The 13,557-nt window shown below is 60.3% G+C and carries 14 protein-coding genes; 3 read left to right on the forward strand and 11 right to left on the reverse strand.

The genetic code is table 11. From position 1 onward, the window contains the following. Positions 1-10 precede the first annotated feature (10 nt). The 6 genes from fabG to V5B39_RS04225 all read right to left on the reverse strand — a co-directional run bounded on the left by fabG (position 11) and on the right by V5B39_RS04225 (position 4,540). A complete protein-coding gene (gene fabG / locus V5B39_RS04200) occupies positions 11-751 on the reverse strand; it encodes a 3-oxoacyl-ACP reductase FabG (protein ID WP_332341670.1) in 741 nt (246 codons plus the stop codon). A 5-nt stretch (positions 752-756) separates the two neighbouring features. Beyond that, positions 757-1,698 carry an ACP S-malonyltransferase gene (fabD, locus tag V5B39_RS04205; protein ID WP_332341671.1) on the reverse strand — a complete coding sequence of 314 codons (942 nt, stop codon included), beginning with the start codon at positions 1,696-1,698 and terminating at the stop codon, positions 757-759. Between the two features lie 99 nt (positions 1,699-1,797). Further along, the gene (locus tag V5B39_RS04210) at positions 1,798-2,757 is read right to left on the reverse strand and encodes a beta-ketoacyl-ACP synthase III (protein WP_332341672.1); all 960 of its coding nucleotides are present in this window, start codon (positions 2,755-2,757) and stop codon (positions 1,798-1,800) included. A gap of 1 nt (position 2,758) precedes the next feature. Then, entirely contained in the window at positions 2,759-3,772 is a 1,014-nt protein-coding gene (plsX, locus tag V5B39_RS04215) for a phosphate acyltransferase PlsX (protein ID WP_332341673.1), read from the reverse strand. Between the two features lie 63 nt (positions 3,773-3,835). Continuing rightward, a complete protein-coding gene (rpmF, locus tag V5B39_RS04220) occupies positions 3,836-4,015 on the reverse strand; it encodes a 50S ribosomal protein L32 (RefSeq protein ID WP_332341674.1) in 180 nt (59 codons plus the stop codon). 21 nt (positions 4,016-4,036) lie between these two features. Then, entirely contained in the window at positions 4,037-4,540 is a 504-nt protein-coding gene (locus V5B39_RS04225) for a YceD family protein (protein WP_332341675.1), read from the reverse strand. Between the two features lie 116 nt (positions 4,541-4,656). Here V5B39_RS04225 and V5B39_RS04230 point away from each other — a divergent pair, with 116 nt between their 5' ends. Both V5B39_RS04230 and V5B39_RS04235 read left to right on the forward strand, forming a co-directional pair. Continuing rightward, complete coding sequence (locus V5B39_RS04230) at positions 4,657-5,241, forward strand: Maf family protein (RefSeq protein ID WP_332341676.1); 585 nt, start codon at positions 4,657-4,659, stop codon at positions 5,239-5,241. 30 nt (positions 5,242-5,271) lie between these two features. Further along, the gene (locus V5B39_RS04235) at positions 5,272-5,982 is read left to right on the forward strand and encodes an SAM-dependent methyltransferase (RefSeq protein ID WP_332341677.1); all 711 of its coding nucleotides are present in this window, start codon (positions 5,272-5,274) and stop codon (positions 5,980-5,982) included. 86 nt (positions 5,983-6,068) lie between these two features. Here the strand turns inward: V5B39_RS04235 and V5B39_RS04240 are convergent, their stop codons facing one another. From V5B39_RS04240 to V5B39_RS04250, 3 genes are read right to left on the reverse strand one after another with little or no spacing between them, the layout of a single operon-like run. Beyond that, positions 6,069-7,022, reverse strand: a complete 954-nt coding sequence (locus V5B39_RS04240) for a S49 family peptidase (RefSeq protein WP_332341678.1) — start codon at positions 7,020-7,022, stop codon at positions 6,069-6,071. Next, positions 7,019-7,384, reverse strand: coding sequence for a Rieske (2Fe-2S) protein (locus tag V5B39_RS04245; RefSeq protein WP_332341679.1), 366 nt, complete (start codon positions 7,382-7,384; stop codon positions 7,019-7,021). The genes V5B39_RS04240 and V5B39_RS04245 overlap by 4 nt, the downstream gene beginning before the upstream one ends. Then, the gene (locus V5B39_RS04250; RefSeq protein ID WP_332341680.1) at positions 7,381-8,391 is read right to left on the reverse strand and encodes an RluA family pseudouridine synthase; all 1,011 of its coding nucleotides are present in this window, start codon (positions 8,389-8,391) and stop codon (positions 7,381-7,383) included. Before V5B39_RS04250 ends, V5B39_RS04245 begins: the two co-directional genes overlap by 4 nt. 401 nt (positions 8,392-8,792) lie before the next feature. On the opposite strand from V5B39_RS04250, the gene V5B39_RS04255 reads away from it, so the two are divergent. Then, on the forward strand, positions 8,793-11,624 hold the full coding sequence (locus V5B39_RS04255; protein WP_332341681.1) for a ribonuclease E/G: 2,832 nt from the start codon (positions 8,793-8,795) through the stop codon (positions 11,622-11,624). Between the two features lie 145 nt (positions 11,625-11,769). Here the strand turns inward: V5B39_RS04255 and V5B39_RS04260 are convergent, their stop codons facing one another. Both V5B39_RS04260 and V5B39_RS04265 read right to left on the reverse strand, forming a co-directional pair. Continuing rightward, positions 11,770-12,738 carry a hydrolase 1, exosortase A system-associated gene (locus tag V5B39_RS04260; RefSeq protein ID WP_332341682.1) on the reverse strand — a complete coding sequence of 323 codons (969 nt, stop codon included), beginning with the start codon at positions 12,736-12,738 and terminating at the stop codon, positions 11,770-11,772. Further along, positions 12,735-13,544, reverse strand: a complete 810-nt coding sequence (locus V5B39_RS04265) for a hydrolase 2, exosortase A system-associated (RefSeq protein ID WP_332341683.1) — start codon at positions 13,542-13,544, stop codon at positions 12,735-12,737. The genes V5B39_RS04260 and V5B39_RS04265 overlap by 4 nt, the downstream gene beginning before the upstream one ends. Between the last annotated feature and the right edge of the window lie 13 nt (positions 13,545-13,557).

The raw sequence follows: 13,557 nt of genomic DNA on the forward strand, positions 1-13,557 counted from the left end.
ACGGCAGGTGTCAACCCATGAACATGCCGCCGTTAACGTGTATCGTCGTACCGGTGATGTAAGCCGCTTCCGCCGACGCCAAAAAGGCCACCGCGACAGCCACTTCATGGGCCGATCCGAAGCGACCGAGCGGGACATTCACGAGCAGTGCTGCCTTCTGCTTGTCGTCGAGGGCCCTCGTCATGTCCGTATCGATCAGCCCGGGCGCCACGCAGTTGACGGTGATATTGCGACTGGCGAGCTCTCGAGCCAGTGCCCGGCTCATGCCGGTGACGCCAGCCTTAGCGGCGCAGTAATTCGCCTGACCGGAATTGCCGGCATGACCGACGACCGAGGTCACGTTGATGATCCGCCCGTACCTGGCCTTGATCATGCCGCGCATGACCGCCCTGGAAAGCCGGAAAACGGCTTTCAGATCAGTATCGAAGACGGTATCCCACTCGTCGTCCTTGAGACGCAACGCGAGGTTGTCGCGAGTAATACCGGCGTTGTTGATCAGGATCGATACCGGGCCATAGGTCTTCTCGATATGGCCGACCAGGGCATCAATCTGTCCAGCATCGCGCACCTCGAGGAGCGCTCCTTCACCCTGGTGACCGGCGTCGTTGAGGCATGCTGCGATTTTTGCAGCGCCTTCGGGGCTGGTTGCCGTCCCGATCACGGTCGCGCCCAGGCGACCCAGTTCGAGAGCGATGGCCTGACCGATACCCCGTGACGCGCCGGTCACCAAGGCCACTTGTCCTTCGAGCATGGTGCTTACTCCAGGTTGGTGACGGCAGCTTCCATCGCTGCCCGATCAGCCAGTGCGATACTCGTCAACTGGTCTGCACAGCGCTTGCTGAGGCCTGCCAGAACCTTGCCAGGTCCGCACTCGGCGACCGTCGTGATGTCCATGGCGGCCATTTTCCGGATCGTTTCGACCCAGCGCACCGGTGAGTACGCCTGCCGAACCAGAGCGTCCTTGATCCGGTCGGGATCCGATTCGATCGCCACATCTACATTGTTGATGACTGGCATCTGTGCGGCGGCAAAATTCAACTCGGCCAGTCGGGTGGCCAGCTTGGCAGCCGCCGGCCGCATCAGCGAGGAGTGAAAGGGCGCGGAAACCGGCAGCAACAGCGCGCGCTTGGCGCCACGCGCCTTGCATTCGGCGCAGGCTCGTTCCACCGCCGCCTTGCTGCCAGCAATGACGGTCTGTCCGGGCCCATTGTAATTGACCGGTTCAACCACCTCGGCAGCGCTGCCTGCGGCTCTGGCTTCGGCACAGGCGATGGCAATCTTGTCGTCATCGAGGCCGAGAATGGCTGCCATGGCCCCCTCGCCCGCAGGAACCGCTTCCTGCATCGCCGCTGCACGCAGGCGAACCAGGGGAACGGCATCCTTGAAAGCGATCACGCCGGCAACCACCAGCGCGGTGTATTCGCCGAGACTGTGCCCGGCAACGACGGTCGGTAGCTTGCCGCCCATGTCGAGCCACAGGCGATAGACCGCCACGCCGGCGCTCAGCATCACGGGTTGTGTATTGACGGTCTGTGCCAGGGCCTCTGCCGGACCCTCGGCAAGCAGTTGCCAGAGATCCTGGTCAAGCGCCGCCGACGCCTCGTCGAAAGTGGCCCGTACCACCGCAGAGTCGCCGTAGGCTGCCATCATGGCGACTGCCTGCGACCCCTGACCGGGAAAAACCAACGCGAAAGTCATGCATACTTCCTTCAATTTGAAAGGCGCGTCAGCGACTCACGAACACACTTCTCACGCAAGCAGACAAAGGGTCGGGGAGCGCCTGGAAAGTCATGGCCGTCAGAGTTCAAGCAGAACTGCGCCCCAGGTAAAGCCACCGCCCACCCCTTCGAGCATGATCTTCTGTCCGGCCTCTATGCGTTGATCACGAATGGCCACATCCAGAGCCAGAGGAACCGAGGCCGCCGAGGTGTTGCCGTGCCGGTCCACGGTGACAATGACCTTGTCCATCGGCATTTTCATTCTTCTGGCCGTGGCTTCAAGGATGCGAATATTGGCCTGGTGCGGAATCAGCCAGTCGATCCCTGACGAGGCAATGCCTGCCGCCTGACAGCACTCCTCGCCGACTTCCGCAAGGACACGCACGGCAAACTTGAACACCGCCTGCCCATCCATCCGCAGGAAAGGATCGCCAGTTACCCGACCGCCACTGACACTACCCGGAACCGACAGGATGCCGTGGTGCGCGCCGTCGGCATGCAGGGCGGTTGCCAGGATTCCTGTTCGATCAGACGCCTCCAGCACCACTGCACCGGCACCGTCGCCGAACAAGACGCAGGTGGCACGATCGGACCAGTCGAGAATGTGCGAGAAGACCTCGGCCCCGACCACCAAGGCCCGTTGATGACTGCCCGAACGGATAAACTTGTCGGCAATCGCCAGCGCGTAGACGAAGCCGCTGCAAACTGCTTGCACGTCAAACGTCGTAGCTCCATGATTCCCCAGTTTGCCCTGCAGCAAGCAAGCGGTACTCGGAAAAATGAAATCCGGGGTCGAGGTCGCCACGATGATCAGGTCCAGATCGGAAGCCTCAAGACCTGCGGCAGTCAGCGCCCGACGGCTCGCCTCCAGGCCCAGATCGCTGGACGTCTCGCCGTTGTCCGCAAGATGACGGTACCGTATGCCGGTGCGACTGGTGATCCAGTCATCGTTGGTTTCGATGCCACGGCGCACGAGATCGTCGTTGCTGACGGGGGGGCCGGGCAAAAAACTGCCGGTTCCGGTAATGCGGGAGAACATGCTAGGCGGTCTCCTGAAGCGGTTGTTGCTGCGCAATGCGTTCGCTGATGCGTGCAAGAACGCCACTGCTGGCCTCTTCTGTAGCACGCTGCAGCGCACGCGTAAAAGCCAGGACATCAGCCGAGCCGTGGCTCTTGACCACGATACCCTTCAAGCCGAGCAGGGTGGCTCCGTTGTACTGGCGGTGGTCAACCCGCTTCTTGAACTGGTTGAGTACCGGCATGGCGAACACCGCCGCCAGCTTGGTAAACAGATTTCGCCGGAATTCCTGCCGCAGGAAAGTCGCCAGCAGTTGTGCCAGACCTTCCGATGCCTTCAGCGTGACATTGCCGACAAAGCCATCGCAAACAATGACGTCTGCCTCGCCTTTGTAGAGTCCGTCACCTTCGATATTGCCGACAAAATTCAACCCCGACCCCCAGAGCAACTCGGCGGCCCGCTTCGCGACATCATTGCCCTTGATATCTTCCTCGCCGATGTTGAGAATCCCGACGGTTGGTCGATCCCGATGCTCGATGGCAGAAACCAGCGAGGCGCCCATGATGCCAAACTGCAGCAGATGCCCGGGGCTGCAATCCACATTGGCACCGAGATCAAGCACATGCGTATGCCCGGTGAGCGTCGGCAACACTGCACAGATCGCCGGTCGATCGATACCAGGCAGCATCTTCAGGACGAATCGGGAAATGGCCATCAGCGCACCGGTGTTTCCGGCCGAAACACAGGCATCCGCTTCACCCTGTTTGACCAGATTGATGGCGACACGCATCGATGAATCTTTCTTGGTCCGCAGCGTCAGCGCCGGCGACTCATCCATCGTCACCACTTCCGTGGCATGGCGTACGGTAATCCGACCGACCGCAGCGTCGCCCAGGAAAGGACGAATGCTCTCGGTCAGACCCACCAGAATGACGCGCACATCAGAATGATCGCGCACGAACTGGATGGCTGCCGGAACGGTCACACAGGGACCATGGTCCCCTCCCATGCAGTCGATGGCGACGGTAATGGTCATGCGCTGGCCGACCAGGACTGGCAACTCACGATCACGGGAAGGCGCCCACCCAACCCCGAAGGATCATTCGCCGGCGCTTTTGATGACTTTCTTGCCCCGATAAAAACCTGTTGGGCTGACGTGATGACGCAAATGGACCTCGCCTGTCGTCGGTTCGACAGCCAGGGGCATGCCGCTCAGGGAGTCGTGCGCACGATGCATGCCACGCTTGGAAGGGGATTTCTTGTTCTGTTGCACAGCCATCACAAACTCCTAGAATCAAACTTACTCGGCCTTGCCCTGCAGGCCGGCCAACACTGAAAACGGCGACACGATTGCCGACCCCCGAGCCGCATCAGGCGGGAGACAATCGTCGTGGCGTGGTGCGATCGGAAGGGCAAGCAGAATTTCATCCTCGATCAATACGGCCACATCGAGTTCCTTCTGATTGGGTAGAAAGTCCCTGGAGTCATCTTCCAGCTCTTCCTGCGTCAGGTCGCCATCGCTATCGATAAATTCAAGCAGACTACGTACCTCGATCGGGTGTTCAATTGTTTCGAGGCAGCGTTGACAGCACAACGACATGACACCGTCAACCTCCACCAGAAACTGTGGGCGATTGTAAGGCCCCATTTGCCCCTTGATCCGGTACGTCAGAAAGCCATCGGAAGCGGTTAACAAATCGAGCAATCGAGTCAGCGCGGCGACCGGCAGCTCGCCTTGCAACGAACCTCCTTCATTGGCAAAAACCCGGCTGTCAATCACCTCGATCACAACTCGTCGCGACACAAGGGGCGCATGATATTATCTTCGGCTTTTGAAGTCAAAGCGGTGACGCTGCAAATCGCAGTATTTGCCGGTTTTTCCGCCTTGCTCATGTCTTTTGCACTGAAGTTGATCCGCCGATGCCCAAGCCGCAACTCATTCTTGCTTCGACCTCCCCGTTTCGCCGTGCTCTGCTGACACGTCTCGGATTGCCGTTCGAGACTGCCAATCCGGCCGTTGACGAAGCCCTGCTCGCGGGCGAAAGCCCCGAGGCAGGCGCCCTGCGCCTGTCGGAAGCCAAGGCCCGCGCTGTCGCAGGCCAGCACCGCGACGCCCTGATCATCGGCAGCGACCAAGTGGCCTGTCTTGACGGCCAGATTTTCGGCAAACCGGGAACGCACGACAGTGCGCTACGCCAGTTGCAGGTCATGCGCGGCCGCCGCGTGAACTTTTTCACCGGTCTGTGCCTCCTGAACGCCAGAACCGGCAATGCCCATCGGCGTGGTGTAGCGACACTGGTCACCTTCAGAAACCTGACCGACGAGGAAATCGAAAGCTACCTGCACAAGGAAAAACCGTACCACTGTGCCGGCAGCGCCAAATCGGAGGGGTTGGGAATCGCCCTGATTGCCAAAATCGACGGCGAAGACCCGAATGCATTGATCGGACTGCCGCTGATTGCGCTCTGCGACCTGCTGCGAATCGAGAACGTCTCGGTATTCTGATCGTCAGCAGATCGTTCGGAAGCCCATTTCATGAAAACAGGCCGGCTTTACCTGATCCCGGTGCCACTGGGTCAAGCGCCGGTGACGGACGTACTGCCAGAACCCGTTCGGGCCTGCGCACAAAGACTCGTGCATTTCGTTGCCGAGAACGCCAAAACGGCGCGCGCCTTCCTCAAGTCGCTGCCTGCCGATACGCCTTTACAGCAGATCGAGATTCTGGAACTCAACGAACATACCGCAGCCAGCGCGCTACCCCGGCTTCTCGCCCCGGCTCTGGCGGGCAACGACCTTGGACTGATCTCCGAGGCCGGCTGCCCTGCGGTTGCCGATCCGGGCGCCGCCCTGGTTGCGCTGGCCCATCAGCGAGGGATACCGGTCGTTCCCATGATCGGTCCCTCGTCGATCCTGCTCGCCTTGATGGCTTCGGGACTGAGCGGCCAGAGCTTCGCGTTTCATGGCTACCTGCCGAGCGGCACTCAAGAACGCGAAAAACGCTTGCGCGAACTGGAAAAGGAGTCACGACAGCAGCAGCGTACCCAGATCTTCATTGAGACTCCCTACCGTAACCCCCAGGTGCTTGCCGCACTCGTCAATACCTGTGCGCCGAGCACGCGCCTCTGCGTCGCGACCGACCTCACGCTCGCCGGGGAACAGATCACGACTCGACTCGTTTCCGAATGGCGGCGCCAGCAGCACCCCGAGATCAGTCGCCGGCCGACGGTATTCCTCTTGCAGGCCTGATGGTCATGACTTTTCCGGGCACCCCTGATCATCAAGGGGTTCGTGGGTCGCTGATGCAGCTCTCACCTTAACGCGTACGTTCGGGGTCAACGAAACAGCATCTGGCTGGAGCCCAGCAGCGTGCCCGCCACACTCTGCGCCGCATCGGCACGCAGACGCTTGGCAAAGCGCTCGGCGATATTTTCCTTGATGGTGAACTCGACGATCCGCTCCGCCTTGATCACGTCTCGCGCCACCGAGCCAACGGTGCCAAGCCCATCAGCGAGGCCCAGACTGATACTTTGATTGCCGGTCCACATCAGGCCACTGAACATTTCCGGTGTTTCCTTGAGTCGCGTGCCACGTCCTCGTCTGACGACCTCGATGAACTGCTTGTGGATCTCGCGCAGCAACACGCGCGCGTGCTCCTTCTGCTTCGCGTCCTGCGGCGAGAAAGGGTCGAGGAAGCCCTTGTTCTCCCCGGCGGTCAGCAGCCGACGTTCGACGCCGAGCTTGTCCATCGTTCCGGTAAAACCGAAACCGTCCATCAGCACGCCGATCGAACCGACGATACTGGCCTTGTCGACAAAAATCTTGTCCGCTGCCACAGCAACGTAGTAGCCACCGGAAGCACAGAGATCTTCGACCACGGCGTAAAGCGGAATCTGCGGGTGTTTGGTACGCAAGCGGCGAATTTCATCATGAACGATACCCGCCTGAACAGGGCTGCCACCTGGGCTGTTGACCCGCAGGATAACGCCCGCCGTACCCTTGTCCGCGAAAGCGGCTTCAAGTGCGTCGTTGACATTCTGTGCGCTGGCTTCGCCCTGGGCTTCGATGGTGCCATGCAGATGGATGACCGCCGTATGTCGACCATCGGCAAGTTGCTCGGATCCCCCCCAATCAACGACCAGCACCAGAACGGCGATCAGGTAAGTCAAGCCGGCCAGCTTGAAAAAAATACCCCAGCGCCGCTTTGCCCGCTGCTCGTGCAGCGCCGCGAAAGCGACCTTTTCCAGCAATTGCCGTTCCCAGGATGGTTCGTGATCAGGGGTACTCAAGATGTTGTTCGCTCGCTGGGAATGAAATAGATCGCGCCATCACGCTCTTCGACGGGCAGCGGCGTCAGTCCTTTGCCGTTACAACGGCCACCCAGGCAGCGTCCGTCTGCCGGCGAGTAGAGCGCGCCATGCGTTGCGCAGATCAAGTATACCTTGGAATCATCGAAGAATTCGTTGGGCTGCCAGTCGAGCTCGATGGGAACATGCGCACAGCGATTGTAGTAGGCAAAGACACGTCCCTGAAAGCGCACCGCAAATGCCGGCGCTTCGGCGCCTTCATGCCTGACCGTAAAGCGAACCCCCGGTCCGCCGTCCAGCAAATCACCGGAAAAACAGATCAGGCGGGCAGCCAACACATTCAAATCAACCCTCCCAGTTCAACCTTTTCGCCGTAATCCTGCTTCTCCTTCGCAGACATGCTGTGCACGAAGCCCTGCAGCGCCGCCGGCAGTGCCGCTTCGAGCACCAATTCCCGCCCCTCCAGCGGATGCGGCAGACGCATCCGCGATGCGTGCAGAAACATGCGCTTCAGCCCTTCCCGGGACAGCGCCTTGTTCAGCGCAAAGTCCCCATACTTTTCGTCACCGGCGACCGGAAAGCCCAGATGCGCGAGATGCACGCGGATTTGGTGCGTACGTCCGGTTTTCAACTGGGCCTCCAGCAGGCTGAAGCGTTCCCAGCGCGCCACGAGGCGGAAAATGGTATGTGTGGTCTTGCCCTCTTCGGAGACGCGCACCCGTCGCTCACCCGATGCCTGCAAGTACTTGAGCAAGGGTAGTCGAACGTTGCGCAGCGGATCCATCCAGCGACCGCAGACCAGAACCAGGTAACGTTTGTCAGCGTCTCGGCCTTTGCCGCCAAGAGCGCTGGTACGGAACATTTCCTGCAGGGCCAGGAGTGCCGAGCGTTTCTTGCCCAGCAACAGGATTCCCGAAGTCTCGCGGTCAAGCCGATGCGCGAGTTCGAGAAAACGCGCCTGCGGCCGCTGCCGTCGCAGCGCCTCGATGATCCCGAAGCTTTCGCCACTGCCGCCGTGCACGGCGATACCGGCCGGCTTGTCGACGACCAACAGGCCTTCGTCTTCAAAAATAATGGGAAGATGCACCTTGAATTCGGCGCCAGCGATCACTTCCTGTTCGATTCTGGCGATTCGCAACGGCGGGATACGCAGCACATCGCCACGCTGCAGCCGATAGGAAACTTCCGCACGGCGACCATTGACCCGTACCTGACCGCTACGCACGATGCTGTAGACGTGGCTCTTGGGCACCCCTTTGCATTTCTTGAGCAGCAAGTTGTCGAGGCGCTGTCCGTGCTCATTCTCGGTAATCAGTGCTTGGGTCACAGAGTTTTTGCTAACTTCGGCCATTTTGAATATACTCGACCCGATTTGCGTTTTGGGTTGAAAGAGGCGCTGACCCGTGAGACCGTCGAGCGACGCCGATTTGTATAGCCATTGCGACGCACTTTCCGGCAGGCTGCAGCCACCTCCCTTGCGCCGACCTGCGCAAGATACTCGACGCCAATCACCTGGTTAAGTACGCTCACCACGAAGTAGCGATACTACTTGAACTGCGCGCGCCTGGCACCTGTGGAGCGGCCCTGGCAGATTCCCGAGTCCTTGACTTTCGAGGCCCGACGAGCCATCGAGTCGGCAAGATACCCCTATTAGTTGCACGCGCGCGATGCTTCCCAAGCCTCCCGCACAACTAATCCGTTCATGCCTGCACAAGGCCCCTGCCCCCGAGAAAGCGCGCGGGAGCCCAAATCATGAAACGCATGCTGTTTAATGCAACACAGGCCGAGGAACTCCGTGTTGCCATTGTCGACGGTCAGAAGCTCATTGACCTGGACATCGAATCGGCAAACAAGGAACAGAAAAAGAGCAACATTTATAAAGCAGTCATTACCCGCATCGAGCCCAGTCTCGAAGCGGCGTTTGTCGATTACGGATCGGAACGACACGGCTTCCTGCCCTTCAAGGAAGTTGCCCGCACCTTCTTCCAGCCTGGTGTCGAATCCAGTCGCGCCGGCATCAAGGAAGCGCTGCGCGAAGGCCAGGAGCTGATCGTCCAGGTGGACAAGGACGAACGCGGCAACAAGGGTGCCGCGCTGACGACCTTTATCAGCCTTGCCGGTCGATACCTGGTGCTGATGCCGAACAATCCACGCGGTGGTGGTGTTTCGCGCCGCGTCGAAGGCGACGAGCGTACGGAACTGCGGGAAGTGATGGATCGGTTACAGGTTGTGCCGGGAATGAGTCTTATTGCCCGTACCGCAGCGATTGGGCGCAACGCCGAAGAACTGCAATGGGATCTCAATTATCTGCTGCAGTTGTGGAAAGCCATTGAGGCCGCAGCCCAGCAGCAGAGAGGGGCGTTCCTGATCTACCAGGAGGGCAGTCTGGTCATCCGCGCCATCCGTGACTACTTCCAGCCCGATATTGGCGAAATCCTGATTGATACCGACGAAGTCTTTGAGCAAGCCCAAAAGTTCATGGAACATGTGATGCCGGGGACCGTCAATCGTATCAAGCGCTATCGCGATGATGTCCCGCTGTTCTCGCGCTTCCAGATCGAACATCAGATCGAATCGGCCTACTCCCGCCAGGTCACCCTGCCTTCGGGCGGGGCGATCGTCATCGACCATACCGAAGCGCTGGTTTCCGTCGATGTGAACTCGGGTCGCTCGACGCGCGGGGCCGACATCGAGGAGACGGCGCTGAAGACCAACCTCGAGGCCGCAGAAGAAGTGGCCCGCCAACTGCGTTTGCGCGATCTCGGCGGTTTGATCATCATCGACTTCATCGACATGGAGAATCAGCGCAATCAACGCGAGGTCGAAAACCGCGTTCGCGAGGCGCTACGTTTCGATCGGGCGCGCGTGCAGACCGGCAAGATCAGCCGTTTCGGCCTGTTCGAGCTGTCGCGCCAGCGCCTGCGCCCGGCACTTGCCGAAACCAGCTACATTCCCTGTCCGCGGTGTTCGGGAACCGGCCACATCCGCAGCACCGAATCGGCCGCTCTGCACATCCTGCGCATTCTCGAAGAGGAAGCGATGAAGGACAATACCGCCGCCGTGCAGGCGCAGGTTCCGGTCGATGTCGCCACCTTTCTGCTGAACGAAAAGCGGGCCGAAGTGCAGGCCATCGAACAGCGGCACAAGGTCAATGTCATGCTGATCCCCAACATCCACCTCGAAACGCCGCAGCACACGTTCGTGCGCCTGCGCCAGGACGAAGCGGCTCCGGATTTGCTGCAACAAGCATCGTACCGGATGGTTGCGCTGCCGACAGAAGACGAGCACAAGAACGTTGCGTCAGCCGGCGAAACCAGAGCGCCCCGAGCGGAAGCAGCGATCAAGGGAGTGACACCGTCACAACCTGCGCCGATCGTCGCCGAAAGGGCATCGAGCAATGTCGAGAAACCCGTCACGGCAGGCAACCATTTCTGGAAGAAAATCATTTCCTGGTTCCGTCACAAGCCGGCTGCCGTTCCGGAGCCATCACAACCGACGCGTGCTGGCGCGTCTGCGCGCGACTGGCCGCGCGACAATCGCCGCAGCGGGGGGCGGGGACCTCGCCGTGACGAGACGCGCGATCTGCCCGAAACGCGCGTCAATCGAGAGAGCAGGGAAACACCGCCACAGCCCCCCCCAACCATACGCAGCGAAGCGCAGAGACCACGCGAAACGCGTGCGCCGCACGAACCGAGCGTGGCACGCGAGCCGCGTCGCCAGCGCAGCGAACGTAAACCACAAAGCGCGGCATCCGTCACGGCAAGCACTGAAGCGATGCCGGTCGCTCCGGTCGCGCCGCCTGTGCGTGCCGTTCCCGTGCCGGAGCAAATTGGCGACGACTCCGGCAACATGCCACGTCGCCGCGGTCGTCGTGGCGGACGCCGTGAGCGCAGCGAACGAATCGAGGCCCCGGTCGAGGCTCAGGACCTGGCCATCGCTGCAGCGAGTCCCGCGATGGCCAACTCGGTCATGGCAGGCTTAAGCGTCGAACCGGTCGCAGAGGTGCCTGGCGAATCTGGTACGGTGCTGGCTGCACACGACAACACTCGGCCAGCGACCGCCGTTGCCGGTACTCCGCCAACCATTGCTGAAATTTCCCCGACTGCTGTGGCATCCAGCGAAGCATCCTGTCTCGTGGTAGTTCCCACCGCACTGGTCGATGCCAGCGGCGCAGGCGATACTCCGGAAACGGTCGAAATCACAGCGACTGCGGTGACACCGGCAGACCTGCAAGCAGCCGCGTTCGTCACTACTCCGCCAATGACCGACGCCCAATCGGTAGTCGTAGCGCCGTCCGGCGTCGAATCCCAGGCGGCGGTCTTGGCCGCTGCGGACATTGACCTATCTCCTCCCCTAGCGGAGGCTGATGAGCCTGTCGAGCCGCCTGTCACCATCCCAATCGCACCCTCTATCCAGCAAGTGATTGCAAGCAGTGGTCTGATCATGATCGAGACCAGAAGAGACCAGGTTCAGGCGTCGTGGCCAGAAAGCGACCCCATTGCAGCGCCCATAGTGCCACGCCGCAGACGAGTCAGCGTGGTCATTCCCGATGAGCCGCTGGTCATGATCGAAACGCGGAAGTAGCAGAAGACCGGCCAGAAGGCCAGCCGCCAGTTCTGCGGGAGGGCCGGGGATTCCCCCATCGCGCGCGACCGGGCGTGTCGATCAATCCCGGCCCCGGAGGTTTCCCCGCGGTCATCTGCCAACGACCGCGGGAGATTTTACGATACTACCGCTCGAGACCGGCTTTTGCACCAGACCGATGAGCTAACAAGCCGCCAAGGCAGCTGGGCAATGAACCGGCCAAAGCCGGTTCACGCGGTTTCTCGCTGCACTTGCCAGAATCCTCTCGCTGAAGCCAATCCGTGACCGCCGTGGCTACGCAATTGCGCCAGGCAGTCGATGAAAAGGTATGGTCAGCGTCGTCAATGGCGACGAACGTCGCATGGCTACGCTGCAATGATGCCTGCCAGGCACGATCGGTTTTCAGGGCCTCGGCAAATTCCCGCGCAGTAAAATCGTTACCGCTGAGGATGAGCAATACCGATCCCCGAAATCGCTCAAGGCCACGTGCCATTCTCTTCTGGAATGGGAGCGCTTGATCGTCACTTGACAAGGCATTGGTCTGACGCGCTGCCCGGATGCTGGCAAGGAATCCCTTGAGTGACCGACCCCATGCCAGGTTTCCCGTGAGCAATTTACGCCAGAAGTCCGCTTGCAGAAGCCGTTGACCGTAGTGATGCTTGAGGTGGGCCTTTGCCAGACCTGCTTCGGTACGGACCCAGGGGTTGAGCATCACCATTCCGGTCACTCGATGATCCTGGGTGGCATCCCAATACAGCAGACTGGCCGATGCTGCATCGCACAATCCCCAGAGGACGATTTGCTGCAGCTGAGGGCAGGACGCCATGAATGCGTTGATGGCAGCAGCAATATCCGCATGGATGTGTTCGAAATTGCGAATCTCCCCGGTGCTGTCACCCATGCCCCGGTAATCGAAACGCATTGCCGGGTAGCCTGCTTCCGCCAGGGTACGCGACAAAAGGACGAACTGGCGATGACTGCCTGCGCGATATTGAGGTCCCCCAACAATGATCAGCACCCCTTTCCGTGCCGCTTCCCCAGAGGGAGAGGTAATGATGCCAAGCAGGTTTTCGTCGGCACACGGAAAGACAATGGCTCGTTCTGTGAATTTCATTGCCAGGACTCCAGTACCGCCAGGGTTGCCGTAATCAATGCGGGAGCGTCCTCGATCTCGCTGGTCTGCCAGAAACCTGGGCCATTCACCATCCGGGCATCCAGTTTGTAGGCCGCAGCTTCCCAATGTGCGATGTATTTCGTGGAAACCGGAGAGAGTGTGGCACCCTCGCGAGTCGACAACTCCAGCCATGCAGCCCGTTTGCCAATAGCGCCGGGGGGTTTGAGTTCAGTGGCCTCCAGGCTCTCGACAAGCTCTGGAGAAAAGGTGTAGCCGGCGATTTCAACAGACTGGCCAGTCGATAATTGCTGCCGCAATTGGTCGGAAATGGTTTTCGCCTGCCCCGAGGTCAGCACCGAGGCCATCTTCAGGCGCATGAACTGTTGCCAATGTTGTTTGCCGGAGACGACCGGCTGCCAGAAGATGAAATTGGCGGGCTCCTTGAGCCTGGACGCAGCGCTGGCTGCCAGCAGGCAGCCAGCGCGCAGGCCCCAGAAACACACCGGTGCATCGTTCCGGGCACGCAGCCAGCGATGGGCCAGATGAACATCGTCCTCCCAGTCCTGCCAGCGCGCTTCTGCGAGGTCGCCTGAGCTGTCTCCACAGCCCAACAGGTCGATCTGCAGGACATCGTAGCCAATTCTGGCCATCGCCCTCGCCTGCAAGGCAGCCATGCGGCGAGATTTGTTCATTTCCTCGGCAAATGGATGCAGATAAATGATCGCGCCACGCGTCCGTCCATTGGCTGTTGGGTGATAGAGGCAGAAACGGGTCCCTTTCTCTGCCGGAATAAAAAATGGCTGCAAGGCTTAATCGTCC

Source organism: Accumulibacter sp. (genome assembly GCF_036625275.1).
GTDB lineage: Bacteria > Pseudomonadota > Gammaproteobacteria > Burkholderiales > Rhodocyclaceae > Accumulibacter.

Excerpts from the sequence above, each read along its gene's own strand:
- fabG (WP_332341670.1), bottom strand. The coding sequence starts at position 751 with ATGCTCGAAGGACAAGTGGCCTTGGTGACCGGCGCGTCACGGGGTATC.
- fabD (WP_332341671.1), bottom strand. The coding sequence starts at position 1,698 with ATGACTTTCGCGTTGGTTTTTCCCGGTCAGGGGTCGCAGGCAGTCGCC.
- V5B39_RS04210 (WP_332341672.1), bottom strand. The coding sequence starts at position 2,757 with ATGTTCTCCCGCATTACCGGAACCGGCAGTTTTTTGCCCGGCCCCCCC.
- plsX (WP_332341673.1), bottom strand. The coding sequence starts at position 3,772 with ATGACCATTACCGTCGCCATCGACTGCATGGGAGGGGACCATGGTCCC.
- rpmF (WP_332341674.1), bottom strand. The coding sequence starts at position 4,015 with ATGGCTGTGCAACAGAACAAGAAATCCCCTTCCAAGCGTGGCATGCAT.
- V5B39_RS04230 (WP_332341676.1), top strand. The coding sequence starts at position 4,657 with ATGCCCAAGCCGCAACTCATTCTTGCTTCGACCTCCCCGTTTCGCCGT.
- V5B39_RS04235 (WP_332341677.1), top strand. The coding sequence starts at position 5,272 with ATGAAAACAGGCCGGCTTTACCTGATCCCGGTGCCACTGGGTCAAGCG.
- V5B39_RS04250 (WP_332341680.1), bottom strand. The coding sequence starts at position 8,391 with ATGGCCGAAGTTAGCAAAAACTCTGTGACCCAAGCACTGATTACCGAG.
- V5B39_RS04255 (WP_332341681.1), top strand. The coding sequence starts at position 8,793 with ATGAAACGCATGCTGTTTAATGCAACACAGGCCGAGGAACTCCGTGTT.
- V5B39_RS04260 (WP_332341682.1), bottom strand. The coding sequence starts at position 12,738 with ATGAAATTCACAGAACGAGCCATTGTCTTTCCGTGTGCCGACGAAAAC.